Genomic DNA, 25484 nt, shown 5'->3' on the forward strand with positions numbered 1-25484 from the left:
CGCTGGCGCGTACCGCTGGCACGCTTGCCCGTCTTCACGCACCGCGTTGGACCGTCATGACCGATTCCCGCATTGCCTCGCTGCAGCAGGCCTGTCCCGGCCTGAAGCTGAAGATCGACCCGGCTGACCTGGAGCATTACGGGCGCGACTGGACCCGGCGCTGGACGCCAGCGCCGCTGGCGATCGCACTGCCGGCCACGGTCGAGGAAGTGCAGGCGGTGATGCGCTGGAGTGCGGGCGAGGACGTGGCCGTGGTGCCGTCCGGCGGACGTACCGGCCTTTCCGGTGGCGCGGTGGCCGCCAACGGCGAGCTGGTGCTCAGCCTGGAACGGATGAACAAGGCACTGGCCTACGACGCGGTCGATCGCACCCTGGTGGTGCAGGCCGGCATGCCGCTGGAGGCCGTGCACAACGCCGCGCTGGACCACGGCCTGATCTACCCGGTGGACTTCGCTGCGCGCGGGTCGTGCACGATCGGTGGCAACATCGCCACCAATGCCGGCGGCATCCGCGTGATCCGCTATGGCAATACCCGCGAGTGGATCGCCGGGCTGAAGGTGGTTACCGCCAGCGGCGAACTGCTGGAACTCAACAAGGGACTGATCAAGAACTCCAGCGGCTATGACTTCCGCCAGCTGCTGATCGGTTCGGAAGGCACGTTGGGCGTGATCGTCGAGGCGACAGTGAAACTCACCGATCCGCCGCCAGCCAGCAACGTGATGCTGCTGGCCGTGCCCAGCTTCGAGGTGCTGATGCAGGTGTTCGCCGCGTTCCGCGCGCGCCTGCAGCTGCAGGCCTTCGAGTTCTTCACCGACCGGGCGCTGGAGCACGTGCTGGCGCATGGCGCGCAGGCACCGTTCGGCGAGGTGCATCCGTACTACGTCGTCACCGAGTTCGCGGCCAACGACGAGGCACAGGAAGCCGCGGCGATGGCGGCCTTCGAGGACTGCATGGGCAACGGCTGGGTCAGCGACGGTGTGATCAGCGCCAGCGATGCCCAGGCCGCCCAGCTGTGGCGCCTGCGCGAAGGCATCACCGAATCGCTGGCGCGCTACAAGCCCTACAAGAATGACGTCTCGGTGCGGATCTCGGCGATGCCGGCGTTCCTGGCCGAGACCCAGGCACTGATCGAGCAGGCCTACCCGCACTTCGACGTGGTCTGGTTCGGCCATATCGGCGATGGCAACCTGCACATCAACGTGCTCAAGCCGGACGACACCAGCGACGCCGACTTCGTGGCGCAGTGCGAGCACGTGACCAAGCTGCTGGCGCAGGTGCTGGCCCGCTTCGATGGCAGCATCTCGGCCGAGCACGGCATCGGACTGGTCAAGAAGGGCTACCTGGACAGCACCCGCGGCCGCGCCGAGATCGCGCTCATGAAGGCGGTCAAACGCGCGTTCGATCCCCAAGCGCGGCTGAATCCCGGCAAGCTGTTCGACGCCTGAGCCGGGCAAATCCTTCACGTACCCGTTACGCTCCACGCACCTTCACAACCGGCTTCGAACCGATGACCCGTCCGCTTCTGCTGCTCGCCCTGCTGTCCCTGCCGCTGGCCGGCTTCGCTTCCAGCTTCGCTGGCACCTCGGCCGGTTCGGCGACCGGTGCCTCCTCCGGTTCCTCGGGCAGCAGCTCGGGCGACGACAAGGTGGTGCAGGCCGCGCGCGACGATGCCGCTGCGTTCGTCGCCAGCGACGGCCAGATCCGTGGCGCCCGCCTGCAGGCCGCGCTGGTCCACCTGCGTGAGCAGAGCGCTGCCGCACAGCAGCAGAGCGACCTGGAACTGGCCCGCGCGCTGCTGGCACGTTGATGCGGGCTGCATGACCTCGGCGTCATCGCTTTCTGCAGAGCCGAGCCATGCCCGGCTGGATGCCCGGCGCACCCGGATCGCAACAGCAGCCGAGCAAGGCTCGGCTCTACGGAAGCACAACGGGCGGTGCGGGTGGATCGCCGCATTGGCATGGCTGCTCATCCCTTCCGTCCACGCGGCTGATCGGCTGCAGCTCGATCCCTCCGGTCTCGATCCGGCGCAGCAGCAGCTCGCCAGCCAGACCCTGGCCGACGTGCAGTCCCTGCTGCCGGAAGGCCTGCTGCGCGCTTTGCCGGCTCAGGTGCAGGTGCGCTGGAGTGATGACCTTCCCGCCGAGGTGCACGGGCGCGCTTTCGCCGGCCGCATTACGTTGCGCCGCACCCTGCTGGATGACGGCATGCCCGGCAACCGCCGTGCGCGCCGCAGTGCGCTGGTGCATGAACTGACCCACGTCGCCGACCGTGGCGGTGCGAACTGGTCGCAGAGCGTGCGATGGCGTGACCTTGCGGGCTGGCAGCGCAGGCCCTGGCACCTCGGCCGGGGCGATAACGATTTCCGTGATCGCAGCCCGGATGTCTATGAACTGGCGAACCCGGCCGAGTACCTGGCCGTGAATGCCGAGCATTTCGTGCTCGACGGCGAGTTCGCCTGCCGGCGGCCCGCGTTGGCGCAGTGGTACCAGGCGCATTTCGGAACACCACCGTCGCTGCCACGGCCGCGGTGCGCCACGACGCTGCCCCTGCTCCAGGCCGAATCGGAGGAGGGCGCTGCATCGCTGCTGCAGCTCGACCCGGCGCGCGTCTACGCGGTGGACTACCTGTTCGCCGAAGGCAGTGCGCAGCCGATGAGTCGCTGGGGCCACAGCATGCTGCGGCTGGTGGTCTGCAAGCCGGGCCGCGTACCTGGGCCGGACTGCCGCCTGGACCTGGAGTACCACCGCGTGCTGTCGTTCCGCGCGTTCGTGGGCGACGTGCAGATATCCAACTGGCGTGGCCTGACCGGCGGCTATCCGTCGCGGCTGTTCGTGCTGCCCCTGCAGCAGGTGGTGGACGAGTACACCAAGGTCGAGCTGCGCGGGCTGCAGTCGCTGCCGCTGCAGCTGGGCCGCAGCGAAATCGCCAGCCTGCTCGAGCGCACCGCGCAGGTGCACTGGAGCTATGACGGGCGCTATTACTTCGTCAGCAACAACTGCGCGGTGGAAACCGCCAAGCTGCTGCAGGCCGGGGTGCCGCGCCTTGGCGAGGCGGGCCTGGCCCAACTGAGTCCGCGCGGCCTGAAGCGGCGACTGGTGCGGCTGGATGTGCTCGACGAGAGGGTACTGGCGGACCGCACTGCAGCGCAGGCGCAGGGCTACTACTTCGCCTCGGCGCGCGACCACTACCAGCAGTTGTTCGCAGTGGCCGCGGCCCAGCTGGCCTTGCCCGCTCGTGATGTGCGCGGCTGGTTGAAGCTGCCTGCACAGCAACGCGCACCGTGGCTGCTGCAGGGTGACCTGCGTGCCAGCGCCGGCCTGTTGCTGCTGGAACAGGCCGCGCAGCGGCGCGCCGAGCTGCGCGCACGCGATGTGCTCAAGCGGCAGCTGCTGGCCGCACCGGACAGCGCTGAAACGCGCAGCCTGCGCGGGTTGCTGGAGCAGAGCGGGCAGTGGCTGCGCCCGGGGACGCTGCTGCAGGACGACGGCTATGGATTGCCTCTGGGCGACGAGCAGGCGCTGCTGTCCGCGGCCGTGGCCACTGCCAGTGCGCAGGCGGTCCCGGCGTGGCAGGCATTGCGCGTCCAGCTGCGCCAGCAGCTGCCGATCCGCCAACGCGAGGAAATGGATGCGATCGACGCCAATCTGGCCGCACTCGGTGCACACCTGCGTACGCAGGCAGCCCGCCCGGCTACTGGCGCGGCAGTTCGATGACGAAGCGGCTGCCGCCGGCGCTGCCCGGGATGCAGTAGACGCGGCCACCGTGCGCGTCGGCGATGGCCTTGACCACCGCCAGGCCGAGCCCGCTGCCGCCGCCCTGGCGCGAGCGCGAACCGTCGCCACGCATGAACGGGGTGAAGATATCCGCGTGCAGTTCCGGGTCGATGCCCGGGCCCTCGTCTTCGATCGCCACCTGCACATGGCCGGGCGTGTCATGCACTGCAATCCGCACCTTGCCCGGACTGGCATAGCGCCGCGCGTTCTCCAGCAGCGCCAGCAATGCCTGGCGCAGGCGGGTCGGGTCGCAGTGCGCGTTGTGTTCCTCGCGGCTGGTTTCCAGCTCAAGCACGAAGCCGGCGGCGCGGAACTGTGGATCGACCAGGGTCATCACCGAATGCACCTCGGCCACCACGTCGGTGCGCGCGCGACGCACGTCCAGCCGCGCGTTGTCGGACAGGCTCAGCACGCGCAGGTCCTCGATCAGCCGTGACAGCCCTTCGACCTGGGCCAGCAGGCTGCGGAACTGCGACTCGTCTGGCTGGAACACACCCTCTGCCAGCCCCTGCAGGCGGCCACGCAGGATCGTCACCGGTGTGCGCAGCTCATGGGCGATGGCCGCGTGCCACATCGCGCGCTCGCTCTCCATGTGCTGCAGGCGGCGCGCCATCGCATTGAAGTCCTCGACCAGGGTCGCCACTTCGCCCGGCGAATTTTCCTCGACGCTGGCGCGTGCACCCAGGTCGCCGCCCGCGAGCGCACGCACGCTGTCCACCAGCGAATTCAGCGGCGACAGGATGCGGTGGGCGAGGCGGAACGAGGCGGCGATGGCCAGCGCCAGCCCGGTCAGGATCACGCCCACCATCCATGCCAGTTCCGGGCCGGTCGGCAGCCAGCTTTCAGGCTCCTCGGCGCTGCCGGGGAAGAACTCGACCAGCACCGCGTACAGCAGCCACGATGACAGGATCATCATCACGATGACGCCGATCACCATCAGCGACATCGAAACGATGATGTGGCGGCTCAGCCCGGAGCGGCGCAGGGAGGGCATCAGCGATCGGCCATCAGCCGGTAGCCGACGCCACGCACGCTGGCTGGGACGTTGACCATGCCCACTTCATCCAGCTTGCGGCGCAGCTTGCTGACATGGCTGTCGACGGTGCGCTCCAGTGCTTCGCTTTCCGGCAGGCATTCGTGCATCAGCTCGCTGCGGCTGAAGATGCGCGTCGGCGCCAGCGCCATGCAGTGCAGCAGCTTGAACTCGGTGAGGGTGAGCAGCACTTCGTGGCTGTAGCCTTCGCCCTCCACGTGCACCGCGTGGGTGGCCGAGTCGATCAGCAGCGGGCCGACGCGCAACGCGGTGGGTGCGTCCACGCGCGCGGCGCGCAGCGTGCGCCGCAGTACGGCGCGCACGCGCGCGGCCACCTCGGCCGGGTTGAAGGGCTTGACCACGTAGTCATCAGCGCCCATCCGCAGCGCGGTCAGCTTGTCCAGGTCCTGGTCCAGTGCGGTCAGCATGATCACCGGCGTCTCGCCGCGCTGGCGCAGCTGGGTCAGCACGCTCCAGCCGTCCAGGCGCGGCAGCTGCACATCGAGCAGGACCAGGTCGGGCCGGGCGCTGCGGTGCAGGTCCAGTGCGCTGTGGCCATCGGCGGCGCGCAGCGTGCGCAGTCCTTCGCGTTCCAGGTAGGCGCAGAGAATGTCAGCGATCTCGGCCTCATCCTCGACGATCAGGACGAGGGCGGCGAGGGCAGGGGAGGCATGCATGCAGGGGCGGGGCCGTAAGGTGCTTGCCTCCATCGTATCTCCACAGTTCCTCCATCGAAACCCCATCATCGCCACGCAGACTGCGCGCTTCAGAACCTATCCGCCGCCTGCGCGGCATTGTGCACAGCAATGAGAACCTTCAGGACTCCGGTCGCGTTGATCGCGGCCCTCGCCTTGGCCACGGCCTGCTCCACTCCCGAAGCCACCCCCGAGGCGGCGCCGCGCGTCAGCGTGATCAGCGTCGGCCCGCAGGTGGTGCAGCGTGACGACGAACTGCCAGGCCGCGTCGCGGCGGTGCGCACCGCGCAGATCCGCGCACAGGTGGGCGGCATCGTGCAGCGGCGCCTGTTCGACCAGGGGGCGGAAGTCAGTGCCGGCCAGGCCTTGTTCCAGATTGACCCGGCAGCGTTCCGGGCCGACGTCGATTCGGCGCTGGCCGCACTGCAGCGCAGTGAGGCGGCGTTGGGCCGCAGTCGCGTGCAGTCGCAGCGCCTGCACGCCCTGGCTGCCGCGCAGGCGGTCAGCCAGCAGCATCGGGACGACGCCAGCGCCGAGTACGAGCAGGCACGCGCGGCAGTGAATGAAGCGCGCGCGATCCTGTCCCGTCGCCAGCTCGACCTGCGCTATGCCACGGTCAGCGCACCGATTGCCGGCCGTATCGATCAGGCATTGGTGACCGAAGGTGCGCTGGTCGGCGTGGCCGATGCCGAGCCGATGGCCGTGGTACAGCAGATCGACCAGGTCTACGTGGATGTGCGCCAGCCGGCGGCGCAGCTGGAGTCGCTGCAGCGCAGTGCGGCCGGCGGCGACAAGCTGCCGGTGACCATCATCGGTGCCGCCGGCAAGCCGCTGCCCGAGCGTGGCCAACTGCTGTTCTCCGGTATCAATGTCGATGCACGGACGGGTGATGTGATCCTGCGCATCCTGGTGGACAACCCGCGGCGGCAGCTGCTGCCCGGCATGTATGTGCGCGCGAGGGTGCCGCGGGGTGCCCCGGCCAGTGCGTTGACCGTGCCACAGCAGGCCGTGCTGCGCAGCGCCGGTGGCCAGGCCTATGCCTGGGTGATAGGCGCCGACGGCAGGGCGGTGATCCGCACGCTGGAGGTGGACGGCAGCGTCGATCGCCAGTGGCTGGTGCGCGCGGGCCTGAAGGCCGGCGAGAAAGTGGTGGTCGAGGGCCAGGAGCGCCTGCAGGAAGGCGTGGTGGTCGATGCGCGCGACTGGCAGAAGCCGGTCGCCAGCGCCGGTGCGGTGCAGGCCGGCAGCAAGGGCTGAGCCTTTCCCGGGACAGCCCCTCCAGGAAAATCCAACATGGCACGTTTCTTCATCGATCGCCCGGTGTTCGCCTGGGTGCTGGCGATCTTCATCATCCTGGCCGGCGCGCTGGCGATTCCGCGCCTGGCCGTGGAGCGCTATCCGGCGGTCGCGCCGCCCAGCGTCAGCATCTATGCCAGCTACCCGGGTGCGAGCCCGCAGACGTTGAACGATGCGGTGGTCGGCCTGATCGAGCGCGAGCTGTCCAGCGTCAAGCATCTGCTTTACTTCGAATCGTCGGTGGACACCTCCGGCGAAGCCTCGATCACCGCCACCTTCAAGCCCGGCACCAATCCGGAACTGGCGCAGGTGGACGTGCAGAACCGGATCAAGGCGATCGAGCCGCGCCTTCCGCGCAGCGTGCGGCAGAACGGCCTGTTCGTGGAGGCCGCCGATTCCGGCTTCCTGATGCTGGTCGGCCTGCGTTCGCCGGATGCCAGCGTCAGCGAGGCCGCGCTGGGCGATTTCATGGCGCGCAACATCATCGAAGAGCTGCGCCGCATCGATGGCGTCGGTCGCGTGCAGTTGTTCGGTGCCGAGCAGGCGATGCGCGTGTGGCTGGACCCGACCCGGTTGACCGGCTACGGCCTGACCATGGGCGATGTGGCCACTGCCATCGAGCAGCAGAACCTGGAGATCTCGCCGGGGCGCATCGGTGATTCGCCGGGTGTTCCAGGCCAGCGCATCACCGTGCCGCTCAGCGCCGACGGCCAGTTGTCCACGCCGGAACAGTTCGCGGCGATCGTACTGCGCGCCGGGGCCGACGGTTCACGGGTGGTGCTGGGTGATGTCGCCCGCGTCGAACTGGGCGCGCAGAGCTATGCCTGGGGCACCCGCGAGGATGGCCATCCGGCCACCGCCGCCGGGGTGCAGCTGCGGCCGGGCGCGAATGCGGTGCGCACGGCGTCGGCGGTCCGTGAGCGCATGGCGGAACTGGCGCCGCTGTTGCCGCGCGGCGTGGAGGCGAGCATCCCGTTCGACACCGCGCCGTTCGTGAAGATCTCGATCCAGAAGGTGGTGCAGACGCTGCTGGAGGCGATGCTGCTGGTGTTCGCGGTGATGTACCTGTTCCTGCAGAACTGGCGCTACACGCTGATTCCTGCGCTGGTCGCACCGATCGCGCTGCTCGGTACCTTCGCGGTGATGCTGGCGCTGGGCTTCTCGATCAACGTGCTGACCATGTTCGGCATGGTGCTGGCGATCGGCATCATCGTCGACGACGCGATCGTGGTGGTCGAGGGCGTGGAGCGGATCATGGCCGAGGAGGGCCTGCCGCCGCGCGAGGCGACCATCAAGGCGATGCGCGAGCTGACCGGCGCGGTGATCGGCATCACCCTGGTGCTGACCGCGGTGTTCATTCCGATGGCCTTGGCCAGCGGCTCGGTGGGCGCGATCTACCGCCAGTTCACCGTGGCGATGGCGGTGTCGATCCTGTTCTCGGCGCTGCTGGCACTGAGCCTGACACCGGCGCTGTGCGCGACCCTGCTGCGCCCGAACACCCACGGCCATCATGGTCGTGGCGGGCTGTTCGGCGCCTTCAATCGTGGCTTCGAGGCGTTGACCGGGCGCTACCAGCGTGGCGTGGCCTCCGTGCTGCAGCGAAGCGGCCGGGTGATGGGCGTGTTCGCCGCGCTGGTGGCGGCGCTGCTGCTGGGCCTGCACTGGCTGCCGGGCGCGTTCCTGCCGGAAGAGGACCAGGGCTATTTCATGACCTCGATCCAGCTGCCGGCCGAAGCCACCGCCGAACGCACGCTGGCGGTGGTCGAAGCCTACGAACGGCACGTGGCCTCGCGCCCGGGCATCGGCTCCAACCAGTCGATCCTCGGTTACAGCTTCTCCGGTTCCGGCCCGAGCGCGGCGCTGACCTACACCATGCTGAAGGACTGGGGTGAGCGTGCTGGCGCCACCGCGGCCAGCGAGGTGGAGGCCGCGCAGCAGGCGATGGCCACGGTTGCCGAGGGTGAGGTGATGAGCGTGATGCCGCCGGCGATCGACAGCCTGGGCCGTTCGTCCGGGTTCTCGCTGGCCCTGCAGGCGCGTACCGGGCAGAGCCAGGCCGAGCTGCGCGCGGCCCTGCAGCAGCTGCTGAAGCTGGCCGAGGCCAGTCCGCTGCTGTCGGAGGTGCATGCCGATGGCCTGCCGGCAGGTACCAGCGTGCGGCTGGACATTGATCGCGCCAAGGCCGAGGCGATGGGCGTGGGCTTCGAGCACATCAGCAGCACGCTGTCAGCGGCGATGGGCTCGCAGTACGTCAATGATTTCCCCAACAAGGGCCGGTTGCAGCAGGTGATCCTGCAGGCCGACGCGCCGCATCGCATGGAACTGGAGGACGTGCTGAAACTGTACGTGCGCAACAGCGAGGGCGGCATGGTGGCGTTGTCGGAACTGGTGACCCCGCACTGGACCGAGGCGCCGCTGCAGCTGCAGCGCTACCTCGGCTTCCCGGCGTTGAATCTGTCCGGCGCACCGGCCTCCGGCGTGTCGACCGGCCAGGCCATGGCGGAGATGGAGCGGTTGGCCGGGAAGCTGCCGTCCGGTTTTGCCCTGCAGTGGACCAGCCAGTCGCTGCAGGAGCGTGAGTCGGGGGCGCAGGCGCCGTGGCTGCTGTTGTTGTCGATGCTGGTGGTGTTCCTGGTGCTGGCGGCGCTGTACGAGAGCTGGTCGATTCCGCTGGCGGTGATGCTGGTGGTGCCACTCGGCCTGCTCGGTGCGGTCGCCGCGGTGCTGTTGCGTGGCATGCCCAACGATGTGTTCTTCAAGGTCGGCATGATCACCGTGATCGGGCTGTCTGCGAAGAACGCGATCCTCATTGTCGAGTTCGCGCGGCAGCTGCAGCAGCAGGGGCGCAGCCTGGTCGAGGCGGCATTGGAGGCAGCCAGGCTGCGCCTGCGCCCGATCGTGATGACCTCGCTGGCATTCGCGCTGGGCGTGGTGCCGCTGATGCTGGCGCAGGGCGCGTCGAAGGAAACCCAGCAGGCGATTGGAACCGGTGTGTTCGGCGGGATGGTCAGTGCGACCGTGCTGGCCGTGTTCTTCGTGCCGGTCTTCTATGTAGTGGTGCAGGGCGCGCGGCAGTGGATCGCGCAGCGCCTGCGCAGGCGCCGGCCGATGCCGGGAGGAACCGTGGATGGAACGGAACATCGTTGAAGATCTGCATGAGCAACAGTTGATGGCGCTGGAGCAGCGCCTGTGCGCGGCGCTGCTGGAAAATGACCACGATGCGTTGAACGCGCTGGTATCGCCGGCCTTGTTCATGATGGAAGGCCACGGCGGCCGCATGCTCGATCTGCCATGGCTGGGCGATTGGCTGGCCGGCAGCCTGCAGGTGCGAAGCCTGCAGCTGCACGCGGTGGAGACGCTGCTGTGTGGCCGCCTGGCGTTGCTGTCCAGCGACGTGCGGTTGTCCGTGTGGCGGCAGGGCCGGGAGCGTGAAGTGAAGCTGCGCCTGCTGCGGGTCTGGACCTGCAGTTCCGGCGGCAGCGGTGCGCAGCTGTTGTCGATGGCGGTACTGGCCGCGTGAGTACGGTCAGGCCGCTTTCAGGCCGCGCTCACCGGCAGGTGGTAGGGTCGAAGGTCTCTGTAGTGTCGACAAGGAGTCGAGCCATGCGTGTAGTTCCCAGTCTGTTGGCAGCCTCGCTCGGGTTGGTGCTGGCCGCGTGCCAGCCGGCCCAGGCACCCGCTGCGGGCGGCACCGATGCCGCGCCGCCGGCGGCGCCCGAACCGGCTGCCAGCACCAGCGCCGGTACCGGCAGCGAGACCACGTACCAGTGTGGTGATCTGAGCGTGCGCGCGACTTTCAATGGCGAGGATGCGGCCACGGTGGTGATCGGCGAACGTACCTTCGCCATGACCTCCGAACGTGCGGCGTCGGGTGCCAAGTACGGTGATGGCCAGGGCAACAGCTTCTGGACCAAGGGCAGCGATGACGGCCTGTTGAGCCTGAAGGGCGAGGCGGACCGCGAGTGCCATGCGGTCGAAGCGACCGAAGGCGATGGCAGCGCGGGCACGGCCGCGTTCCGCGCCACGGGCAACGAGCCGGGCTGGTTGGCGGTCGTCGATGGCGACGCGCCGGGCCTGCGGGTGGAAGTTGACTATGGCGAGCGTCGCTTCGACGTCGCCACGCCCACCGAAGGTGCTGACGGTTGGAGTGGCAAGGCGTCCGACGGTACCGACGTCAAGCTCAGCTTCCAGCGCACCACCTGCCAGGACGACATGAGCGGCGAGGCGTTCGATGCCAAGGTGAACCTGACCATCGGCACCCGCCAGTACCACGGCTGCGGCAACTTCGGCGCGAAGCAGCCGTAAGCCTTCTGTAGAGCCGAGTCCACGCTCGGCTCTACACGATCGCTACATGCGATGCGCTGCCCGCTGCCTGCGGCGAGCACGCCGCAAGCAGGGACAGGCAGCCGATCAGCGCAAGGCGCTTAGTCGGCACGGCCGGCGAATTCGCCGGTGGCGGTGTTCACCAGCACGCGTTCGCCGTTGACGATGTATTCCGGCACCATGATCTCGATGCCGGTGTTGAGCTTGGCCGGCTTCGGGCGCTTGGTGGCAGTGCCGCCCTTCAGTTCCGGCGGGGTCTCGATCACTTCCAGCACCACCGAGGCCGGCAGCTGGATCGCCACCGGCTGCTCGTCGATCACCTGCACGTAGATGCCGGTCAGGCCGTCGGTGATGTAGCCGGCGTCGTCGCCGATCACGTCCGCGTCCAGGGTGTAGGGGGTGTAGTCCTCGTCATCGAGGAACACGAAGGCATCGCCGTCCTTGTACGAATAGGTGGACTGGCGGCGCAGCAGTTCGACCTCGACCAGGTTGTCGTCGGCATCGAAGCTGGCGTCGAGCTTGTTGCCGCCCGGCACGCTGTACATGATGAAGCGGAAGCGGACGTTGCCGCCGCGACCCTGCGGCGAGCTGCGCTCGATGTCGCGGATCTGGTACACGCCGTTGTTGTACTCGACGACGTTGCCCTTCTTGATGTCGTTGGCTTTCATGGTGATCTAGGTCGTTGGGGGAGGGCGCCGTCCCGGCGCCCGGGGGGAATCACTTCGGAGCGAGGCGGGTAGCGCCGTCCAGGCGGATGGTCTCGCCGTTGAGGTAGGTGTTGCCGAGGATGAAGCCGACCAGGCTGGCGAAGTCTTCCGGCTTGCCCAGGCGCGACGGGAACGGGATCGAGGCGGCCAGCGACTGCTGCACGGCTTCGGGCATGCCATCGACCATCGGCGTCCAGAACACGCCAGGAGCAATCGTATTGACGCGGATGCCGAAGCGCGACAGTTCGCGCGCCATCGGCAGCGTCATCGACACCACGCCGCCCTTGCTGGCGGCATACGCGGCCTGGCCGATCTGTCCTTCATAGGCAGCGATGCTGGCGGTGTTGATGATCACGCCGCGCTCGCCGTCTTCGCCGGCGTCGTTGTGCTGCATGCGGTTGGCCGCGGCCTTGGCGACGTTGAAGCTGCCGACCAGGTTGACCATCACCGTGCCCTGGAAGCCGGCCAGCGGCATCGGGCCTTCCTTGCCGAGCACGCGACCGGCGCCGAGGATGCCGGCGCAGTTCATCGCCACGTTCAGGCCGCCGAGGAAATCGTGGGCCTGGTCGATGGCTGCAGCCACGGCCGCCTCATCGCTGACATTGACATTGAAATAGCGGGCCTTGTCGGCACCCAGCCCGGCAACGGCAGCTGCACCCTTGTCGTCGTTGAGGTCGAACAGAGCCACCTTGCCGCCCTGGGCGACGAGGTGCTGGGCCACGGCCAGGCCGAGGCCGGAGACGCCGCCAGTGATCACGGCACGTACGGAAGACAGCTGCATTGCACGGTCCTGCAGGTTCGAGAACCGCCGATTCTAACGGAAGCGGCGACCGTCGCCGTTGTGCGCTGCGCCGCCCGAGCGGGAGCGGCGCAGCGGGGTGCTCAGCCGGCCGCTGCGAGCGCCTGGCCGGTGCGGCTGGCGGTGGCGCGGCCGAGCAGGCCGGCCAGCCAGCGGCCGGTCTCGGCCAGTGCCGGCAGGTCCACGCCGCTGTCCAGGCCCAGGCCCTGCAGCAGGTAGACCACGTCCTCGCTGGCGACGTTGCCGCTGGCCCCCTTCGCGTACGGGCAGCCACCGGCGCCCGAGACTGCACTGTCGACCACGCGCACGCCTGCTTCCAGGCAGGTGGCGATGTTGGCGATGGCCTGGCCGTAGGTGTCGTGGAAGTGCACGGCCAAGGCTTCCATCGGGATCTCGGCAGCGACCGCCTGCAGCATCGCCCGTGCCTTGCGTGGGGTGCCGACGCCGATGGTGTCGCCCAGCGAGATTTCGTAACAGCCCATCTGGTGCAGCGCGCGCGCCACCCGCACCACGTCGGCCAGCGGCACCTCGCCCTGGTAGGGGCAGCCGAGCACGGTGGAGACGTAGCCGCGCACGCGCACGCCATCGGCGGCGGCGCGGCGCAGGATCGGCTCGAACCGGGCCAGCGATTCGTCGATGCCGGCATTGGTGTTGGTGCGGTTGAAGGCCTCGGACGCAGCGGTGAACACCGCCACTTCCTCCACGCCCACCGCGCGGGCGCGGTCGTAGCCCTGTTCGTTCGGCACCAGTACCGGGTAGTGGATGCCCGGCCGGCGCTGGATGCCGGCGTAGACCTCGGCGGCATCGGCCAGCTGCGGAATCCACTTCGGGCTGACGAAACTGGTCGCCTCGATGCTGCGCAGGCCGGTGGCCGACAAGCGGTTGATCAGTTCGATCTTGTCGGCGGTGGACACCGATTGCTTTTCGTTCTGAAGGCCGTCACGCGGGCCGACCTCGACGATGCGGACGTAGTCGCTCATGCAGCCACCTCACCGATGGGGCGATGGCAGACCGCTTCGATGTTGTTGCCGTCCGGGTCGAGCACGAAGGCGGCGTAGTAATCCGGGTGGTACCACGGGCGCAGGCCCGGCGCGCCGTTGTCGCGGCCACCGGCGGCGAGGGCGGCGGCGTGGAAGGCGTCCACCTGCGCGCGGCTGGCGCAGGCGAAGGCCACGTGCACGCCGTGGCTGGCGGTGCCGCCATTGCCGAGCCAGAAGAACGGCTTGCCGTCGCTGCCGAAGCCGATGTGGTCGTGGTCGCCGGTCTGTTCGGCGCTCACTTCCATCACCACGCCGATCTGCAGCGGCGCCAGCGCCTGCAGGAAGAAGGTCTTGCTGCGCGCCAGGTCGGCGCTGGTCAAACCAAGATGATCGAGCATGTTCAGGCTTCCGTGACCCAATGGGGGGCGCGCTTGTCGAGGAAGGCACCCAGGCCTTCCTGGCCCTCGGCGGACACCCGCAGGCGCGCGATCAGGGCGGCATTATCCCGATCCAGCGCGTCGCGGTCATGGCTGTCGCGGACCTGCCGGACCAGCTGCTTGGCGGTGGACGAGGCGATCGGGCCGGCCTTGTCGAGCAGGGCCAGCTGGCGCTCCAGCGCTTCGTCCAGGCGCTCGGGCTCGACCAGCTGGTGGACCAGGCCGATGCGCAGTGCGGTATCGGCGTCGAAGTGCTCGCCGGTGGCGAACCAGCGCCGCGCCTGGCGCGGGCCGATGGCCTCGATCACGTAAGGCGAGATCACCGCCGGCAGCAGGCCAAGGCGGCTTTCGGTCAGGCCGAAGCGGGCCGAGGTGCTGGCGATGGCAATGTCGCAGCAGGCAACCAGGCCGACGCCGCCACCGAAGGCCGCGCCGTGGACCCGGGCCAGGGTCGGCTTGGGCAGCTCGTCCAGGGTGCGCATCAGCCGTGCCAGTGCCAGCGAGTCCTCGCGGTTGTCGGCCTCGCTGGCCGCCGCCATGCCGCGCATCCACTGCATGTCGGCACCGGCCGAGAAGGAGGCGCCGTGACCGGCCACCACCACGGCCCGGACCGAATCATCGCGGCCGGCGGCTTCCAGCGCGGCGGTCAGCCGGGCGATCAGGCTGGCGTCAAAGGCGTTGTGCAGCTCCGGCCGGTTCAGCCAGAGGGTGAGGACGGCGCCACGGCGCTCGATCTGCAAAGCATCGTTCATGGGATTCCAGGGTCACTCCATACCTGTATGGATCATAGCGGGCCATTGGTCATGGGCCATGACGCGACGCGGGAATGTTAGAATCGAGAACCATTTACATCCAGCAGAGAACACGCTAGATGACGCTGTCCGAACTGCCGCTGCACACCTCGGCCGTGGTCGAGTCCGTGCAGGACCTGCATGCCAACGATGCCATTGCCCGTCGCCTGCGCGAGCTGGGTTTCGTGAATGGCGAGGAAGTGCGCTTGGTGGCCAAGGGCCCGGTGGGCGGCGAGCCGCTGCTGGTGCAGGTCGGGTTCACCCGGTTCGCGCTGCGGATCAGTGAAGCCAAGCGGGTCGTGGTCGACGCCGCCAGCCAGGAACGACGTGCATGACCGCAATCGCCGCCACTGCCCCCCTGCGCATCGCGCTGGTCGGTAACCCCAACAGCGGCAAGACCGCGCTGTTCAACCAGCTGACCGGAAGCCGGCAGAAGGTCGCCAACTACACCGGCGTCACCGTCGAGCGCAAGGAGGGCCGCCTGCGCGCGCCGTCCGGCCGTGAATTCGCCGTGCTCGACCTGCCGGGCGCCTACAGCCTGCATCCGGCCAGCCTGGACGAGGCGATCACCCGTGACCTGTGCCGGGGCTTCTACCCGGGCGAGGCCGCGCCGGACGTGCTGCTGTGCGTGATCGACGCCACCAACCTGCGCCTGCACCTGCGCTTCGCGCTGGAGCTGCGCGAACTGGGCAAGCCGATGGTGGTGGCCCTGAACATGGTCGACGCGGCCCAGCGCCGCGGCATCCAGGTGGATGTGGCCGCGCTGGAGCGCGAACTGGGCGTGCCGGTGGTGGAGACTGTGGCGGTGCGCAAGCAGGGCGCCAAGGCCCTGGTCGAGCGCCTGGACGCGATGGTGCCGCACCTGGATGCACCGGTGCCGGGCCCGGAAAGTGGCATCGATTACCACGCCAAGGTGCGCGGGATCCTGTCAGTCGCCGTGCGCATGCCAGCACGGACCGCGAAGATCGACGACGCGCTGGACCGCTGGCTGCTGCACCCGGTGTTCGGCCTGGTCAGCCTGGCGATGGTGATGTTCCTGATCTTCCAGGCGGTGTACGCCTGGGCGACGCCGCTGATGGACGGCATCGAGGCTGGCTTCGCCTGGCTCGGCACCTTTGTTGGCAGCGTGCTGCCGGAAGGCCCGCTGGCCAGCCTGCTGACCGACGGCATCATCGCAGGCGTCGGCGGTGTGGTGGTGTTCCTGCCGCAGATCCTGATCCTGTTCTTCTTCATCCTGGTGCTGGAGGAGTCCGGCTACCTGCCGCGTGCGGCGTTCCTGCTCGACCGCATGATGGCGGCCGCCGGCCTGTCCGGCCGCTCGTTCATCCCGCTGCTGTCCAGCTTCGCCTGCGCGGTGCCGGGCATCATGTCCACGCGCAGCATCCAGGACCCGCGTGACCGCTTGGCCACGATCCTGGTGGCGCCGCTGATGACCTGCTCGGCGCGCCTGCCGGTGTACGCGCTGCTGATCGGTGCGTTCATTCCGCAGAAGACGGTGTGGGGCGTGTTCAACCAGCAGGGCCTGGTGCTGTTCGGCCTGTATGCGGCGGGCATTCTCAGCGCGCTGGCGATGTCGTGGATCATGATGAAGTGGCGTCGCGACAAGAGCGAGCACCCGCTGATGCTGGAGCTGCCGTCGTACCGCCTGCCGCATGTGCGCGACCTGGCGGTGGGGCTGTACGAGCGCGGCATGATCTTCCTCAAGCGCGTCGGCGGCATCATCCTGGCGCTGACCATCCTGCTGTGGGTGCTGCTGTCGTTCCCGGCGGCACCGGCCGACGCCACGATGCCAGCCATCGACTACAGCTACGCCGGCCAGATCGGCCATGCGATGGCGGTGTTCTTCGCGCCGCTGGGCTTCAACTGGCAGATCTGCATCGCGCTGATCCCGGGCCTGGCCGCGCGCGAGGTGGCGGTGTCTTCGCTGGCCACCGTGTATGCGCTGTCGGCCGCCGATGACGATGCCGCCAGCCAGGCGCTGACCCCGCTGATCAGCGATGGCTGGTCGCTGGCGACCGCGCTGTCGTTGCTGGTCTGGTACATCTACGCCCCGATGTGCATCTCGACGCTGGCCACCATCAAGCGTGAGACCAATTCGTGGAAGCAGATGGGCTTTGCCGCGTTCTACCTGTTCGCAGCGGCTTACGTGGCTGCGCTGATCACCTACCAGGTGACCAGGGTGCTGGGAGGCGGCTGATGGATACCGGTCTGCTGGTCCAGTACCTGATCATCGCGGTGGCCGTGCTGGTCAGTGCCTGGGTGGTGCTGAAGAAGCAGTTCCCCGGCACCGTGCGCACGCTGCGCGGGGCGCTGGCGCTGGCCCTGCTGAAGCCGGGCCGCGCCGCCTGGCTGCAGGCGCTGGGGCGGAAGATCGCGCCGCCGGCAACGGGCGGTGGTGGTGCCTGTGGCGGTTGCGACAGCTGCGGGCCGAGCAAGAAGTGAAGTAGCGTCGAGCCTGTTCGGCTGCGGCCGCCTGGTGGGCGCGAACCTTCGGCCGGTGGGTGCGGGCCTTCGCCCTGTGGGTGCGAACCTTCGCCCTGTGGGTGCGAACCTTGGTTCGGACGCTCTCGGGGTTCAGACCTCTCTGCGGATGATCGCCCGGAAGTTCCCGTCCCGGTTCAATCGCCGCACCGATTCCCTGTTCCCATGGGCTGCCGCGAAACCCGCCACGTCGGCCAGGGCATCGAGCAGCAGGGCCTTCAACGCGTCGCGGTTACCGGCCTCCAGCAGATCTTCAAGATCCTGCTGGATGAAGGTCCGGCGCAGGCCCGGCGTTTCTTCGATCCGCCAGTCGACATGGGGCGTGGGGATGCTGGAGCGGTACCGGAAAGCCGTTTCAAGATCGTCAGGCGCGAGGGGATACGCGAGCAGTTCCGGAAAGTAGAGTCCAGCATTCACATAGAAGCCCCGGCTTTCGCTGGCGCGCTGGTGATTCACGACAAGCAGCGCGGCGTCCAGCAAGCGGTAGCGGGTCGTCGACGTACCGGCAAAGCCGGTCTTCCTGGCGCACTTGCTGAAGACGGTCGAGGATTTCATGGGCTTTGCCTGGGCCGTAACAAGGGCCCACAGCCTTGAGGCGCAGTGCCTGACGGTCAATTGGCAAATGCGACACCCGCAACGAGCGCCGCAGGTGGGTGCGAACGCTCCAGGTGGGTGCGAACCTTGGTTCGCACGCTCTTCCAGCTAGTTGGCCCGTGAGCCCAGCTCCGCTGCCAACGCCAGCCACCGGTTGCGTTGCTCCGGCGAGCTGCTGCGCACCGCACCGAGTCGGCTGACCCGCACCGGGCGGATGCCGCAGAATTCCAGAATAGTGGCGCGGATCTGCGTGATGCCCGGGTCGCGGTAGATCCAGCGGTAATACCAGGGCGGCGTATCCAGCGTAGTGATCACCCGTGCGCTGCGACCGGCCAGCAGCCGGTCCCACCAGACTGAATCGCGCCGGTAGCGGAAGGCGTACCCCGGCAGCAGCACGCGATCGAAGAAGCCCTTCAGCAGCGCCGGCATCGCGCCCCACCAGGTGGGATAGACCAGCACCAGATGGTCGCAGGCCTCGATCGCATCCGCAGTGTCCTGCAGGTCGGCTTCCAGCGGCTGGATCTGGCGGTAGCCATGGCGCAGCACCGGATCGAACTCGAGTTCGCCCAGTGCGATCAGGCGCACCCGATGGCCAGCATTCTCGGCGGCGGTGGCGTAGCGCTGGGCGAGGGCACCGCACAGGCTGTCGCGGTCGGGATGGCCGAGCAGGATCAGGATGGAACGGGACACGGCAACCTCGGGCAATGGAAAGTGCGCGAGGTTGGGCTATGCCCTTGGGGCAGAGTCAACCACCAGCGGCGCAGCCGCTGGGTTCCAGGATGCAGTCACCGCTACCGGAGTGCAGCCACTGCCGCAGTTCGTCGCTGACCTGCTGCAGGTCGAGCTCGACCTGCGCCAGCCGTGCCCGCTCGCTGGCGATGCGGCTGCGTTGTTGCTCAAGCAGGGCCAGCACCGCGGGCCAGTCGAGCCGTCCGTCGCGGCCCTGCAGGCGGGAGATCGCGGCCAGGGTGATGCCCAGCGCCAACGCCTGGCGGATCAGCTGCACCCAGGCCACATCCTGTTCGCTGTAGTCGCGATAGCGGTTCAGCCGCGGCACCGGCGGCAGTAGTCCGCGCGCCTCGTACAGGCGGATGGCCTTGGCGCTGGCGCCGGTCAGGCGGCTGACCTCGGAAATGCGCATTGGCTCAGTCCCGCACCAGCCCGCCATCGACCACCAGGTTCTGCCCGGTCACCGCGCGCGACCAGGGGCTGGCGAAGAACAGCGCGGCATCGGCGAATTCTGCTGGCGTGGTAACGCTGCGCAGTGGCGTGTTGGCGGCGATGTAGTCGAACACTGCCTCCGGCGTGGCAGCGCTGGCATCGGTGGTGCGCAGCAGGCCGCCGGACAGCATGTTCACGGTGATGCCATGTGGGCCGAGGTCGCCGGCCAGCGTGCGCGTGAGGGACAGTAGCGCGGCCTTGGCGGCGGTGTAGTCGTGGTAGGGCACGACCGGGTTCTGGAACAGGTTGGTGCCGATGTTGATGATGCGGCCGAAGCGGCGGGCCTGCATGCCGGGTAGGGCGGCCTGCACGGTGTTCAGCGCGCCGCGCACGCTGCCCTCGAACTGCGCCTGGAAGGCCGGCCAGCCGATGTTGGCGGCACCATCGCGGGCATCACCATTGAACGAGAACGCGGCGAGCGCGTTGTTGACCACGGTGGTGACGCCCTGGCCGAAGTGGGCCAGGGCGTGCTGCAGAATTGCATCGACCTGGCCGCGGTCGGTGACGTCGGCCGGTAGCGCGATCGCCTGTCCGCCCAGCTCGGCGGCCAGCGCACGTGCGGCGCCTTCGCTGCGGTGGTAGTTGACGATGACGCGCGCACCCTGCGCCGCGAACGCGCGGGCGATGTGCTGGCCAAGGCCGCGGCCGGCGCCGGTGACCAGCACCAGCTGTTCGCTGATCTGCATGAGGGAGCTGCCATCCATTGCATGAAAGGGCATGCAGCGTAGCAGCGATGGCGCTTGCCGGAGCGGGCGTGCTGCCGCTAGCCTGCAGGCATGAACCAGACTCCCCTGCGATTGCTCATTCACGGTGCCTCCGGGCGCATGGGCCAGGCCCTGCTGCGGCTGGCCGCCGAACATCCCGAAACCCTGCAGATCGTGGCCGCAGTGACCGGCCGTGCGCCGGCCCAGCGCGTGGTCGACGGCGTGCCGTTCTTCGGCGCCAGTGAGCTGCCCGGCGCGCCGGTGTTCGATGTGGCGATCGACTTCAGCCTGCCGGAGGGTTTCGACCCGATGCTGGCGTTGTGCGTGGAACGGGGGGCCGGGCTGGTGTCGGGCACCACCGGTATCTCCAGCACGCAGCGCCAGGCGCTGGAGGCCGCGGCGGCGAAGATCCCGCTGGTATGGGCCTCGAACTTCAGCCTGGGCGTGGCGGTACTGGACGAGCTGGTGGAGCGCGCGGCGCAGGCGCTGGCCGGCTGGGACTGCGACATCGTCGAATCGCACCACACCCAGAAGAAGGATGCGCCATCGGGCACCGCGCTGACCCTGGGCGCGGCCGCGCAACGGGGCGGGGCGGAGCCGCACTACGCCAGCCTGCGTGCCGGTGACATCGTGGGCGAGCACCTGGTGCAGTTCACCGGTCTGGGCGAGCGCATCGAGCTGGTGCATCGGGCCACCAACCGCGACATCTTCGCCCGCGGCGCCCTGTTCGCCGCCCGCCAGCTGCAGGGGCGGGCGCCGGGCAGCTACCGTGTGCGGGACCTGCTGCAGTAGGGCGGGCTGATTCGTGGGGTCGGATCCCTTTCCTGCGGAAAGGGCTCTGACCCCATCCGAGGGCGCCTGGGGTCAGAGCCTTTCCCATTCGGGAAAGGATCCGACCCCGCCTCCGGCCTGCATACGCCGCCGGATTGAAATGAATGCGCAATCGCCTGTTCATGAAGCGCGATAACCGCTGGCGCGAGCGCCCCGGCAGCGCTACAATTCGCACTCGCCGAATCACGAAAGCCGGACCGGTCCCAGACCGTACGTCCGCGCTTTTTTGCAACCGGATTTCCGTGAAGCGCAGGCGTGACTTCGGCAGCCCCCTCGGTAGCCAAAGTGAGATTCCCGTGACCCAAGCCGCAATCCTCGTCCTCGAAGACGGCACCGTATTCGAGGGCGAATCCGTAGGCGCGCCCGGCCTGTCCGTCGGTGAGGTGGTGTTCAACACCGCCATGACCGGCTATCAGGAAGTGCTGACCGACCCGTCCTACGCCCGGCAGATGGTCACGCTGACCTATCCGCATATCGGTAACACCGGCATGACCGACCAGGACAACGAAGCGTCCAAGGTGTGGTCGGCCGGCCTGATCGTGCGCGACGTTCCGCGCCGCCCCAGCAACTGGCGCAGCCAGGTGTCGCTGCAGGACTGGCTGATCCAGCGTGGCGTGGTTGCCATCGCCGGCATCGACACCCGCAAGCTGACCCGCATCCTGCGCGAGAAGGGCGCGCAGAACGGTGCGCTGATGGCCGGCGACATCGACGTGGAAAAGGCACTGGAAGCCGCCCGCAAGTTCCCGGGGTTGAAGGGCATGGATCTGGCCAAGGTCGTCACTACCGAGAAGACCTACACCTGGACCGAGGGCCAGCTGGACCTGGATGCCAACGCTTTCGTCAGCGTGCCGGCCCGGTTCAAGGTCGTGGCCTACGACTTCGGTGTGAAGACCAACATCCTGCGCATGCTGGCCGAGCGTGGCTGCGAAGTGACCGTGGTACCGGCGCAGACCCCGGCCGCCGAAGTGCTGGCCCTGAAGCCGGACGGCGTGTTCCTGTCCAACGGCCCGGGTGACCCGGAGCCGTGTGACTACGCCATCGAAGCGATCAAGACTTTCATCGATGTGAAGATCCCGACCTTCGGCATCTGCCTGGGCCACCAGCTGCTGGGCCTGGCCTCGGGCGCGCAGACCATGAAGATGGGCCATGGCCACCACGGTGCCAATCACCCGGTGCAGGACCTGGACAGCGGCCGGGTGATGATCACCTCGCAGAACCACGGTTTCGCGATCGATGAAGCGACCCTGCCGCCGACCCTGCGCGTGACCCACCGCTCGTTGTTCGACGGCACCAATCAGGGTGTCGCCCGCACCGACGTGCCGGCGTTCTCGTTCCAGGGCCACCCGGAAGCGTCGCCGGGCCCGACCGATGTCGGTCCGCTGTTCGACCGCTTCGTGGTGCTGATGGAGCAGGCCAAGGCGTGATCAGTACGCCGCCGGCCCCCCGGTGGCGTCGCGATGGACCGTAAACCCCGCATCGCTGCTGCCCCCGGCGCGGCGCTGCGGATCAAGATTCCTGATCGACAGCGTGCGATCACTCCCCCTTGTCACGCTGTACTGACTTAGAGAAGAAAATGCCCAAGCGCACTGACCTCAAGACCATCCTCATCATCGGTGCTGGCCCGATCGTCATCGGCCAGGCCTGCGAGTTCGACTACTCCGGCGCCCAGGCCTGCAAGGCCCTGCGTGACGAGGGTTACCGCGTGGTGCTGGTCAACAGCAACCCGGCCACGATCATGACCGACCCGGAGATGGCCGACGCCGTCTACATCGAGCCGATCAACTGGCAGACGGTCGAGAAGATCATCGCCAAGGAAAAGCCCGATGCGCTGCTGCCGACCATGGGTGGCCAGACCGCGCTGAACTGCGCGCTGGACCTGGCCGACAACGGCGTGCTGGAGAAGTACAACGTCGAACTGATCGGCGCCAAGCGCGAAGCGATCCGCATGGCCGAAGACCGCGAGCTGTTCCGCGTGGCCATGGGTGAGATCGGCCTGGAATGCCCGACCGCCGCCGTCGCCCACACCCTGGACGAAGCGCTGGAGATCCAGACCCGCGTCGGCTACCCGACCATCATCCGCCCCAGCTTCACCCTGGGCGGCAGCGGTGGCGGCATCGCCTACAACCGCGAAGAGCTGGTCGAGATCGTCAGCCGCGGCCTGGAACTGTCGCCGACCACCGAGGTGCTGGTGGAAGAGTCGGTGCTGGGCTGGAAGGAGTTCGAGATGGAAGTGGTCCGCGACACTGCGGACAACTGCATCATCGTCTGCTCGATCGAAAACCTGGACCCGATGGGCGTGCACACCGGTGACTCGATCACCGTGGCGCCGGCGCAGACCCTGACGGACAAGGAGTACCAGCGCCTGCGCGATGCCTCCATCGCCGTGCTGCGCAAGATCGGCGTCGATACCGGTGGCTCGAACGTGCAGTTCGGCATCAACCCGAAGACCGGCCGCGTGGTCGTCATCGAGATGAACCCGCGCGTGTCGCGTTCCTCGGCGCTGGCCTCCAAAGCCACCGGCTTCCCGATCGCCAAGGTCGCCGCCAAGCTGGCCGTGGGTTACACCCTGGACGAACTGAAGAACGAAATCACCGGTGGCCTGACCCCGGCCTCGTTCGAACCGTCTATCGACTACGTCGTCACCAAGATCCCGCGTTTCGCCTTCGAGAAGTTCCCGGCCGCCGATGCCCGCCTGACCACCCAGATGAAGTCGGTGGGCGAGGTGATGGCGATGGGGCGTACCTTCCAGGAGTCGGTGCAGAAGGCCCTGCGTGGCCTGGAAACCGGCAAGGTCGGCTTCGACCCGACCGGCCTGGACCTGGCCAACGAAGACGACCTGCAGACCCTGCGTCGCGAGTTGAAGGCGCCGGGCCCGGAGCGTCTGTTCTTCGTCGCCGACGCGTTCCGCGCCGGCATGAGCGTGGAAGAGATCTACGCACTGTCGTTCATCGACCACTGGTTCCTGGACCAGATCGAGGAAATCATCGCTGCAGAAGGCGAAGTCGCTGCCGGTGGCATCGACGCGCTGGACGCCGCACGCCTGCGCAAGCTGAAGCGTGCTGGCTTCTCCGATGCGCGCCTGGCGCAGCTGACCGGCACCAATGAAGCCGCCATCCGCGCGCTGCGTCGTGCGCACAAGGTGCGCCCGGTCTACAAGCGCGTGGACTCCTGCGCCGGTGAATTCTCCACCGGCACCGCCTACCTGTACTCGACCTACGAGGACGAGTGCGAGGCCGCGCCGAGCAACCGCGACAAGATCATGATCCTGGGCGGTGGCCCGAACCGCATCGGCCAGGGCATCGAGTTCGACTACTGCTGCGTGCACGCGGCACTGGCGCTGCGCGAGGATGGCTATGAAACCATCATGGTCAACTGCAACCCGGAAACCGTGTCGACCGACTACGACACCTCCGACCGCCTGTACTTCGAACCGCTGACCCTGGAAGACGTGCTGGAGATCGTCGAACTGGAACAGCCGAAGGGCGTGATCGTGCAGTACGGCGGCCAGACCCCGCTGAAGCTGGCGCGCGCGCTGGAAGCCAATGGCGTGCCGGTGATCGGCACCAGCCCGGACTCGATCGACCTGGCCGAAGACCGCGAGCGCTTCCAGCAGCTGGTCGACACGCTGGGCCTGAAGCAGCCGCCGAACCGCATCGCCCGCAACGACCAGGAAGCCCTGCTGCTGGCCCGCGAGATCGGCTACCCGCTGGTGGTGCGCCCGAGCTACGTGCTGGGCGGCCGTGCGATGGAAATCGTCTACGGCGAAGCCGACCTGGCCCGCTACGTGCGCGACGCGGTGAAGGTGTCCAACGATTCGCCGGTGCTGCTGGACCGCTTCCTCGACAACGCCGTGGAGTGCGACGTCGACATCATTGCCGATGCCCAGGGCAACGTCCTGATCGGTGGCGTGATGGAGCACATCGAAGAAGCCGGCGTGCACTCGGGCGATTCCTCGTGCTCGCTGCCGCCGTACTCGCTGTCGGCTGAAACCCAGGCCGAGCTGCGCCGCCAGGTGGTGGAGCTGGCCAAGGCCCTGAACGTGGTCGGCCTGATGAACACCCAGTTCGCGATCCAGACCAGCGACGAGGGTGCCGACACCATCTACCTGCTGGAAGTGAACCCGCGTGCCTCGCGCACCGTGCCGTTCGTGTCCAAGGCCACCGGCATGCCGCTGGCCAAGATCGCCGCCCGCTGCATGGCCGGCAAGACGCTGGCCGAGCAGGGCGCGACCAAGGAAATCGTGCCGGACTACTACTCGGTGAAGGAAGCGATCTTCCCGTTCGCCAAGTTCCAGGGCGTCGACCCGATCCTCGGGCCGGAGATGCGCTCCACCGGTGAGGTGATGGGCGTGGGCCGCACCTTCAACGCCGCCTTCGCGCGGGCGCAGGAAGCCGGCGGCATCAAGGCCCCGCCGGTTGGCAAGGCCTTCGTCTCGGTGCGTGATCCGGACAAGAAGCGCGTGCTGCCGGTGGCCAAGGCGCTGCTGGCGCGTGGCTACAGCTTGGTCGCCACCCGTGGCACCGCCGCCTGGCTGCAGCAGCACGGCATGGACTGCGAGATCATCAACAAGGTGGTCGAAGGCCGTCCGCACATCGTCGACTCGATCAAGAACGGCGAGATCGTCTACATCGTCAACACGACCGAAGGTCGTTCGGCGATCAACGACTCGTTCTCGATCCGTCGCGAGGCGCTGCAGCATCGCGTCACCTACTCGACCACCATTGCCGGCGCCAAGGCGCTGGTGGATTCACTGGAATTCCGCGGCACCGGTCCCGTCTGGTCGCTGCAGGAGCTGCACAAGGAGTTGAATGCATGAGAG

The 25484-nt window shown here is 68.1% G+C and carries 24 protein-coding genes; 13 read left to right on the top strand and 11 right to left on the bottom strand.

The genetic code is table 11. The features are described 5' to 3' along the window. The first annotated feature begins 56 nt into the window (after positions 1 to 56). The 3 genes from AC5P98_RS06260 to AC5P98_RS06270 all read left to right on the top strand — a co-directional run bounded on the left by AC5P98_RS06260 (position 57) and on the right by AC5P98_RS06270 (position 3713). Positions 57 to 1445 (top strand): FAD-binding oxidoreductase, encoded by a 1389-nt coding sequence (locus tag AC5P98_RS06260; RefSeq protein ID WP_049408766.1) that lies wholly within the window; start codon positions 57 to 59, stop codon positions 1443 to 1445. 62 nt (positions 1446 to 1507) lie between these two features. After that, positions 1508 to 1807 (top strand): DUF2388 domain-containing protein, encoded by a 300-nt coding sequence (locus tag AC5P98_RS06265; RefSeq protein WP_049408767.1) that lies wholly within the window; start codon positions 1508 to 1510, stop codon positions 1805 to 1807. A 10-nt stretch (positions 1808 to 1817) separates the two neighbouring features. Next, positions 1818 to 3713 carry a DUF7844 domain-containing protein gene (locus tag AC5P98_RS06270; RefSeq protein ID WP_440579850.1) on the top strand — a complete coding sequence of 632 codons (1896 nt, stop codon included), beginning with the start codon at positions 1818 to 1820 and terminating at the stop codon, positions 3711 to 3713. Here the strand turns inward: AC5P98_RS06270 and AC5P98_RS06275 are convergent. Both AC5P98_RS06275 and AC5P98_RS06280 read right to left on the bottom strand, forming a co-directional pair. After that, entirely contained in the window at positions 3691 to 4767 is a 1077-nt protein-coding gene (locus AC5P98_RS06275; RefSeq protein WP_014646977.1) for an ATP-binding protein, read from the bottom strand. The genes AC5P98_RS06270 and AC5P98_RS06275 overlap by 23 nt on opposite strands. Continuing rightward, positions 4767 to 5483: a response regulator gene (locus tag AC5P98_RS06280; RefSeq protein WP_014646978.1), complete on the bottom strand. Its 717-nt coding sequence runs from the start codon at positions 5481 to 5483 to the stop codon at positions 4767 to 4769. Before AC5P98_RS06280 ends, AC5P98_RS06275 begins: the two co-directional genes overlap by 1 nt. 129 nt (positions 5484 to 5612) lie before the next feature. Between AC5P98_RS06280 and AC5P98_RS06285 the strand changes: the two genes are divergently transcribed. The 4 genes from AC5P98_RS06285 (at position 5613) to AC5P98_RS06300 (ending at position 11102) form a co-directional block, all read left to right on the top strand. After that, positions 5613 to 6758 (top strand): efflux RND transporter periplasmic adaptor subunit, encoded by a 1146-nt coding sequence (locus tag AC5P98_RS06285; RefSeq protein ID WP_262085685.1) that lies wholly within the window; start codon positions 5613 to 5615, stop codon positions 6756 to 6758. Between the two features lie 36 nt (positions 6759 to 6794). Further along, positions 6795 to 9944, top strand: coding sequence for a multidrug efflux RND transporter permease subunit (locus AC5P98_RS06290; RefSeq protein ID WP_049418922.1), 3150 nt, complete (start codon positions 6795 to 6797; stop codon positions 9942 to 9944). Further along, positions 9925 to 10317 carry a nuclear transport factor 2 family protein gene (locus tag AC5P98_RS06295; RefSeq protein WP_049408771.1) on the top strand — a complete coding sequence of 131 codons (393 nt, stop codon included), beginning with the start codon at positions 9925 to 9927 and terminating at the stop codon, positions 10315 to 10317. Before AC5P98_RS06290 ends, AC5P98_RS06295 begins: the two co-directional genes overlap by 20 nt. Positions 10318 to 10400: 83 nt before the next feature. Continuing rightward, positions 10401 to 11102: a COG3650 family protein gene (locus AC5P98_RS06300; protein ID WP_049408772.1), complete on the top strand. Its 702-nt coding sequence runs from the start codon at positions 10401 to 10403 to the stop codon at positions 11100 to 11102. Positions 11103 to 11221: 119 nt separating this feature from the next. Here AC5P98_RS06300 and yeiP read toward each other — a convergent pair whose 3' ends face one another. From yeiP to AC5P98_RS06325, 5 genes are all read right to left on the bottom strand, one after another. Next, entirely contained in the window at positions 11222 to 11788 is a 567-nt protein-coding gene (gene yeiP, locus AC5P98_RS06305) for an elongation factor P-like protein YeiP (protein WP_005409468.1), read from the bottom strand. Positions 11789 to 11837: 49 nt separating this feature from the next. Continuing rightward, positions 11838 to 12608 (bottom strand): SDR family oxidoreductase, encoded by a 771-nt coding sequence (locus AC5P98_RS06310; protein WP_014646983.1) that lies wholly within the window; start codon positions 12606 to 12608, stop codon positions 11838 to 11840. 101 nt (positions 12609 to 12709) lie between these two features. After that, positions 12710 to 13606: a hydroxymethylglutaryl-CoA lyase gene (locus AC5P98_RS06315; RefSeq protein WP_005409470.1), complete on the bottom strand. Its 897-nt coding sequence runs from the start codon at positions 13604 to 13606 to the stop codon at positions 12710 to 12712. Beyond that, entirely contained in the window at positions 13603 to 14004 is a 402-nt protein-coding gene (locus tag AC5P98_RS06320) for a VOC family protein (RefSeq protein WP_014646985.1), read from the bottom strand. The genes AC5P98_RS06315 and AC5P98_RS06320 overlap by 4 nt, the downstream gene beginning before the upstream one ends. A 2-nt stretch (positions 14005 to 14006) precedes the next feature. Next, complete coding sequence (locus tag AC5P98_RS06325; protein ID WP_014037048.1) at positions 14007 to 14795, bottom strand: enoyl-CoA hydratase/isomerase family protein; 789 nt, start codon at positions 14793 to 14795, stop codon at positions 14007 to 14009. A 119-nt stretch (positions 14796 to 14914) separates the two neighbouring features. Here AC5P98_RS06325 and AC5P98_RS06330 point away from each other — a divergent pair, with 119 nt between their 5' ends. From AC5P98_RS06330 to AC5P98_RS06340, 3 genes are read left to right on the top strand one after another with little or no spacing between them, the layout of a single operon-like run. Further along, positions 14915 to 15169, top strand: a complete 255-nt coding sequence (locus tag AC5P98_RS06330) for a FeoA family protein (protein ID WP_005416370.1) — start codon at positions 14915 to 14917, stop codon at positions 15167 to 15169. Beyond that, positions 15166 to 17031, top strand: coding sequence for a ferrous iron transporter B (feoB, locus tag AC5P98_RS06335; RefSeq protein ID WP_049408773.1), 1866 nt, complete (start codon positions 15166 to 15168; stop codon positions 17029 to 17031). Before AC5P98_RS06330 ends, feoB begins: the two co-directional genes overlap by 4 nt. After that, positions 17031 to 17276: a DUF6587 family protein gene (locus tag AC5P98_RS06340; RefSeq protein ID WP_049408774.1), complete on the top strand. Its 246-nt coding sequence runs from the start codon at positions 17031 to 17033 to the stop codon at positions 17274 to 17276. The genes feoB and AC5P98_RS06340 overlap by 1 nt, the downstream gene beginning before the upstream one ends. A 132-nt stretch (positions 17277 to 17408) precedes the next feature. On the opposite strand, the gene AC5P98_RS06345 is transcribed toward AC5P98_RS06340, so the two are convergent. The 4 genes from AC5P98_RS06345 to AC5P98_RS06360 all read right to left on the bottom strand — a co-directional run bounded on the left by AC5P98_RS06345 (position 17409) and on the right by AC5P98_RS06360 (position 19816). Continuing rightward, the gene (locus AC5P98_RS06345; protein ID WP_049408775.1) at positions 17409 to 17870 is read right to left on the bottom strand and encodes a DUF4304 domain-containing protein; all 462 of its coding nucleotides are present in this window, start codon (positions 17868 to 17870) and stop codon (positions 17409 to 17411) included. Positions 17871 to 18017: 147 nt separating this feature from the next. Continuing rightward, on the bottom strand, positions 18018 to 18599 hold the full coding sequence (locus AC5P98_RS06350; protein ID WP_049408776.1) for an NAD(P)H-dependent oxidoreductase: 582 nt from the start codon (positions 18597 to 18599) through the stop codon (positions 18018 to 18020). Between the two features lie 55 nt (positions 18600 to 18654). Next, a complete protein-coding gene (locus AC5P98_RS06355) occupies positions 18655 to 19050 on the bottom strand; it encodes a MerR family transcriptional regulator (protein WP_014646990.1) in 396 nt (131 codons plus the stop codon). 4 nt (positions 19051 to 19054) lie between these two features. After that, positions 19055 to 19816: a 3-oxoacyl-ACP reductase gene (locus AC5P98_RS06360; RefSeq protein ID WP_425603916.1), complete on the bottom strand. Its 762-nt coding sequence runs from the start codon at positions 19814 to 19816 to the stop codon at positions 19055 to 19057. A gap of 90 nt (positions 19817 to 19906) precedes the next feature. Here AC5P98_RS06360 and dapB point away from each other — a divergent pair, with 90 nt between their 5' ends. The 3 genes from dapB (at position 19907) to carB (ending at position 25481) form a co-directional block, all read left to right on the top strand. After that, the gene (gene dapB, locus AC5P98_RS06365; protein ID WP_080052982.1) at positions 19907 to 20626 is read left to right on the top strand and encodes a 4-hydroxy-tetrahydrodipicolinate reductase; all 720 of its coding nucleotides are present in this window, start codon (positions 19907 to 19909) and stop codon (positions 20624 to 20626) included. 335 nt (positions 20627 to 20961) lie between these two features. Beyond that, a complete protein-coding gene (gene carA, locus AC5P98_RS06370; protein ID WP_014646993.1) occupies positions 20962 to 22089 on the top strand; it encodes a glutamine-hydrolyzing carbamoyl-phosphate synthase small subunit in 1128 nt (375 codons plus the stop codon). Positions 22090 to 22238: 149 nt separating this feature from the next. Beyond that, complete coding sequence (gene carB, locus AC5P98_RS06375) at positions 22239 to 25481, top strand: carbamoyl-phosphate synthase large subunit (RefSeq protein WP_014646994.1); 3243 nt, start codon at positions 22239 to 22241, stop codon at positions 25479 to 25481. The last annotated feature ends 3 nt before the right edge of the window (positions 25482 to 25484 follow it).

The organism is Stenotrophomonas sp. YJH_SMC_135 (assembly GCF_059372355.1).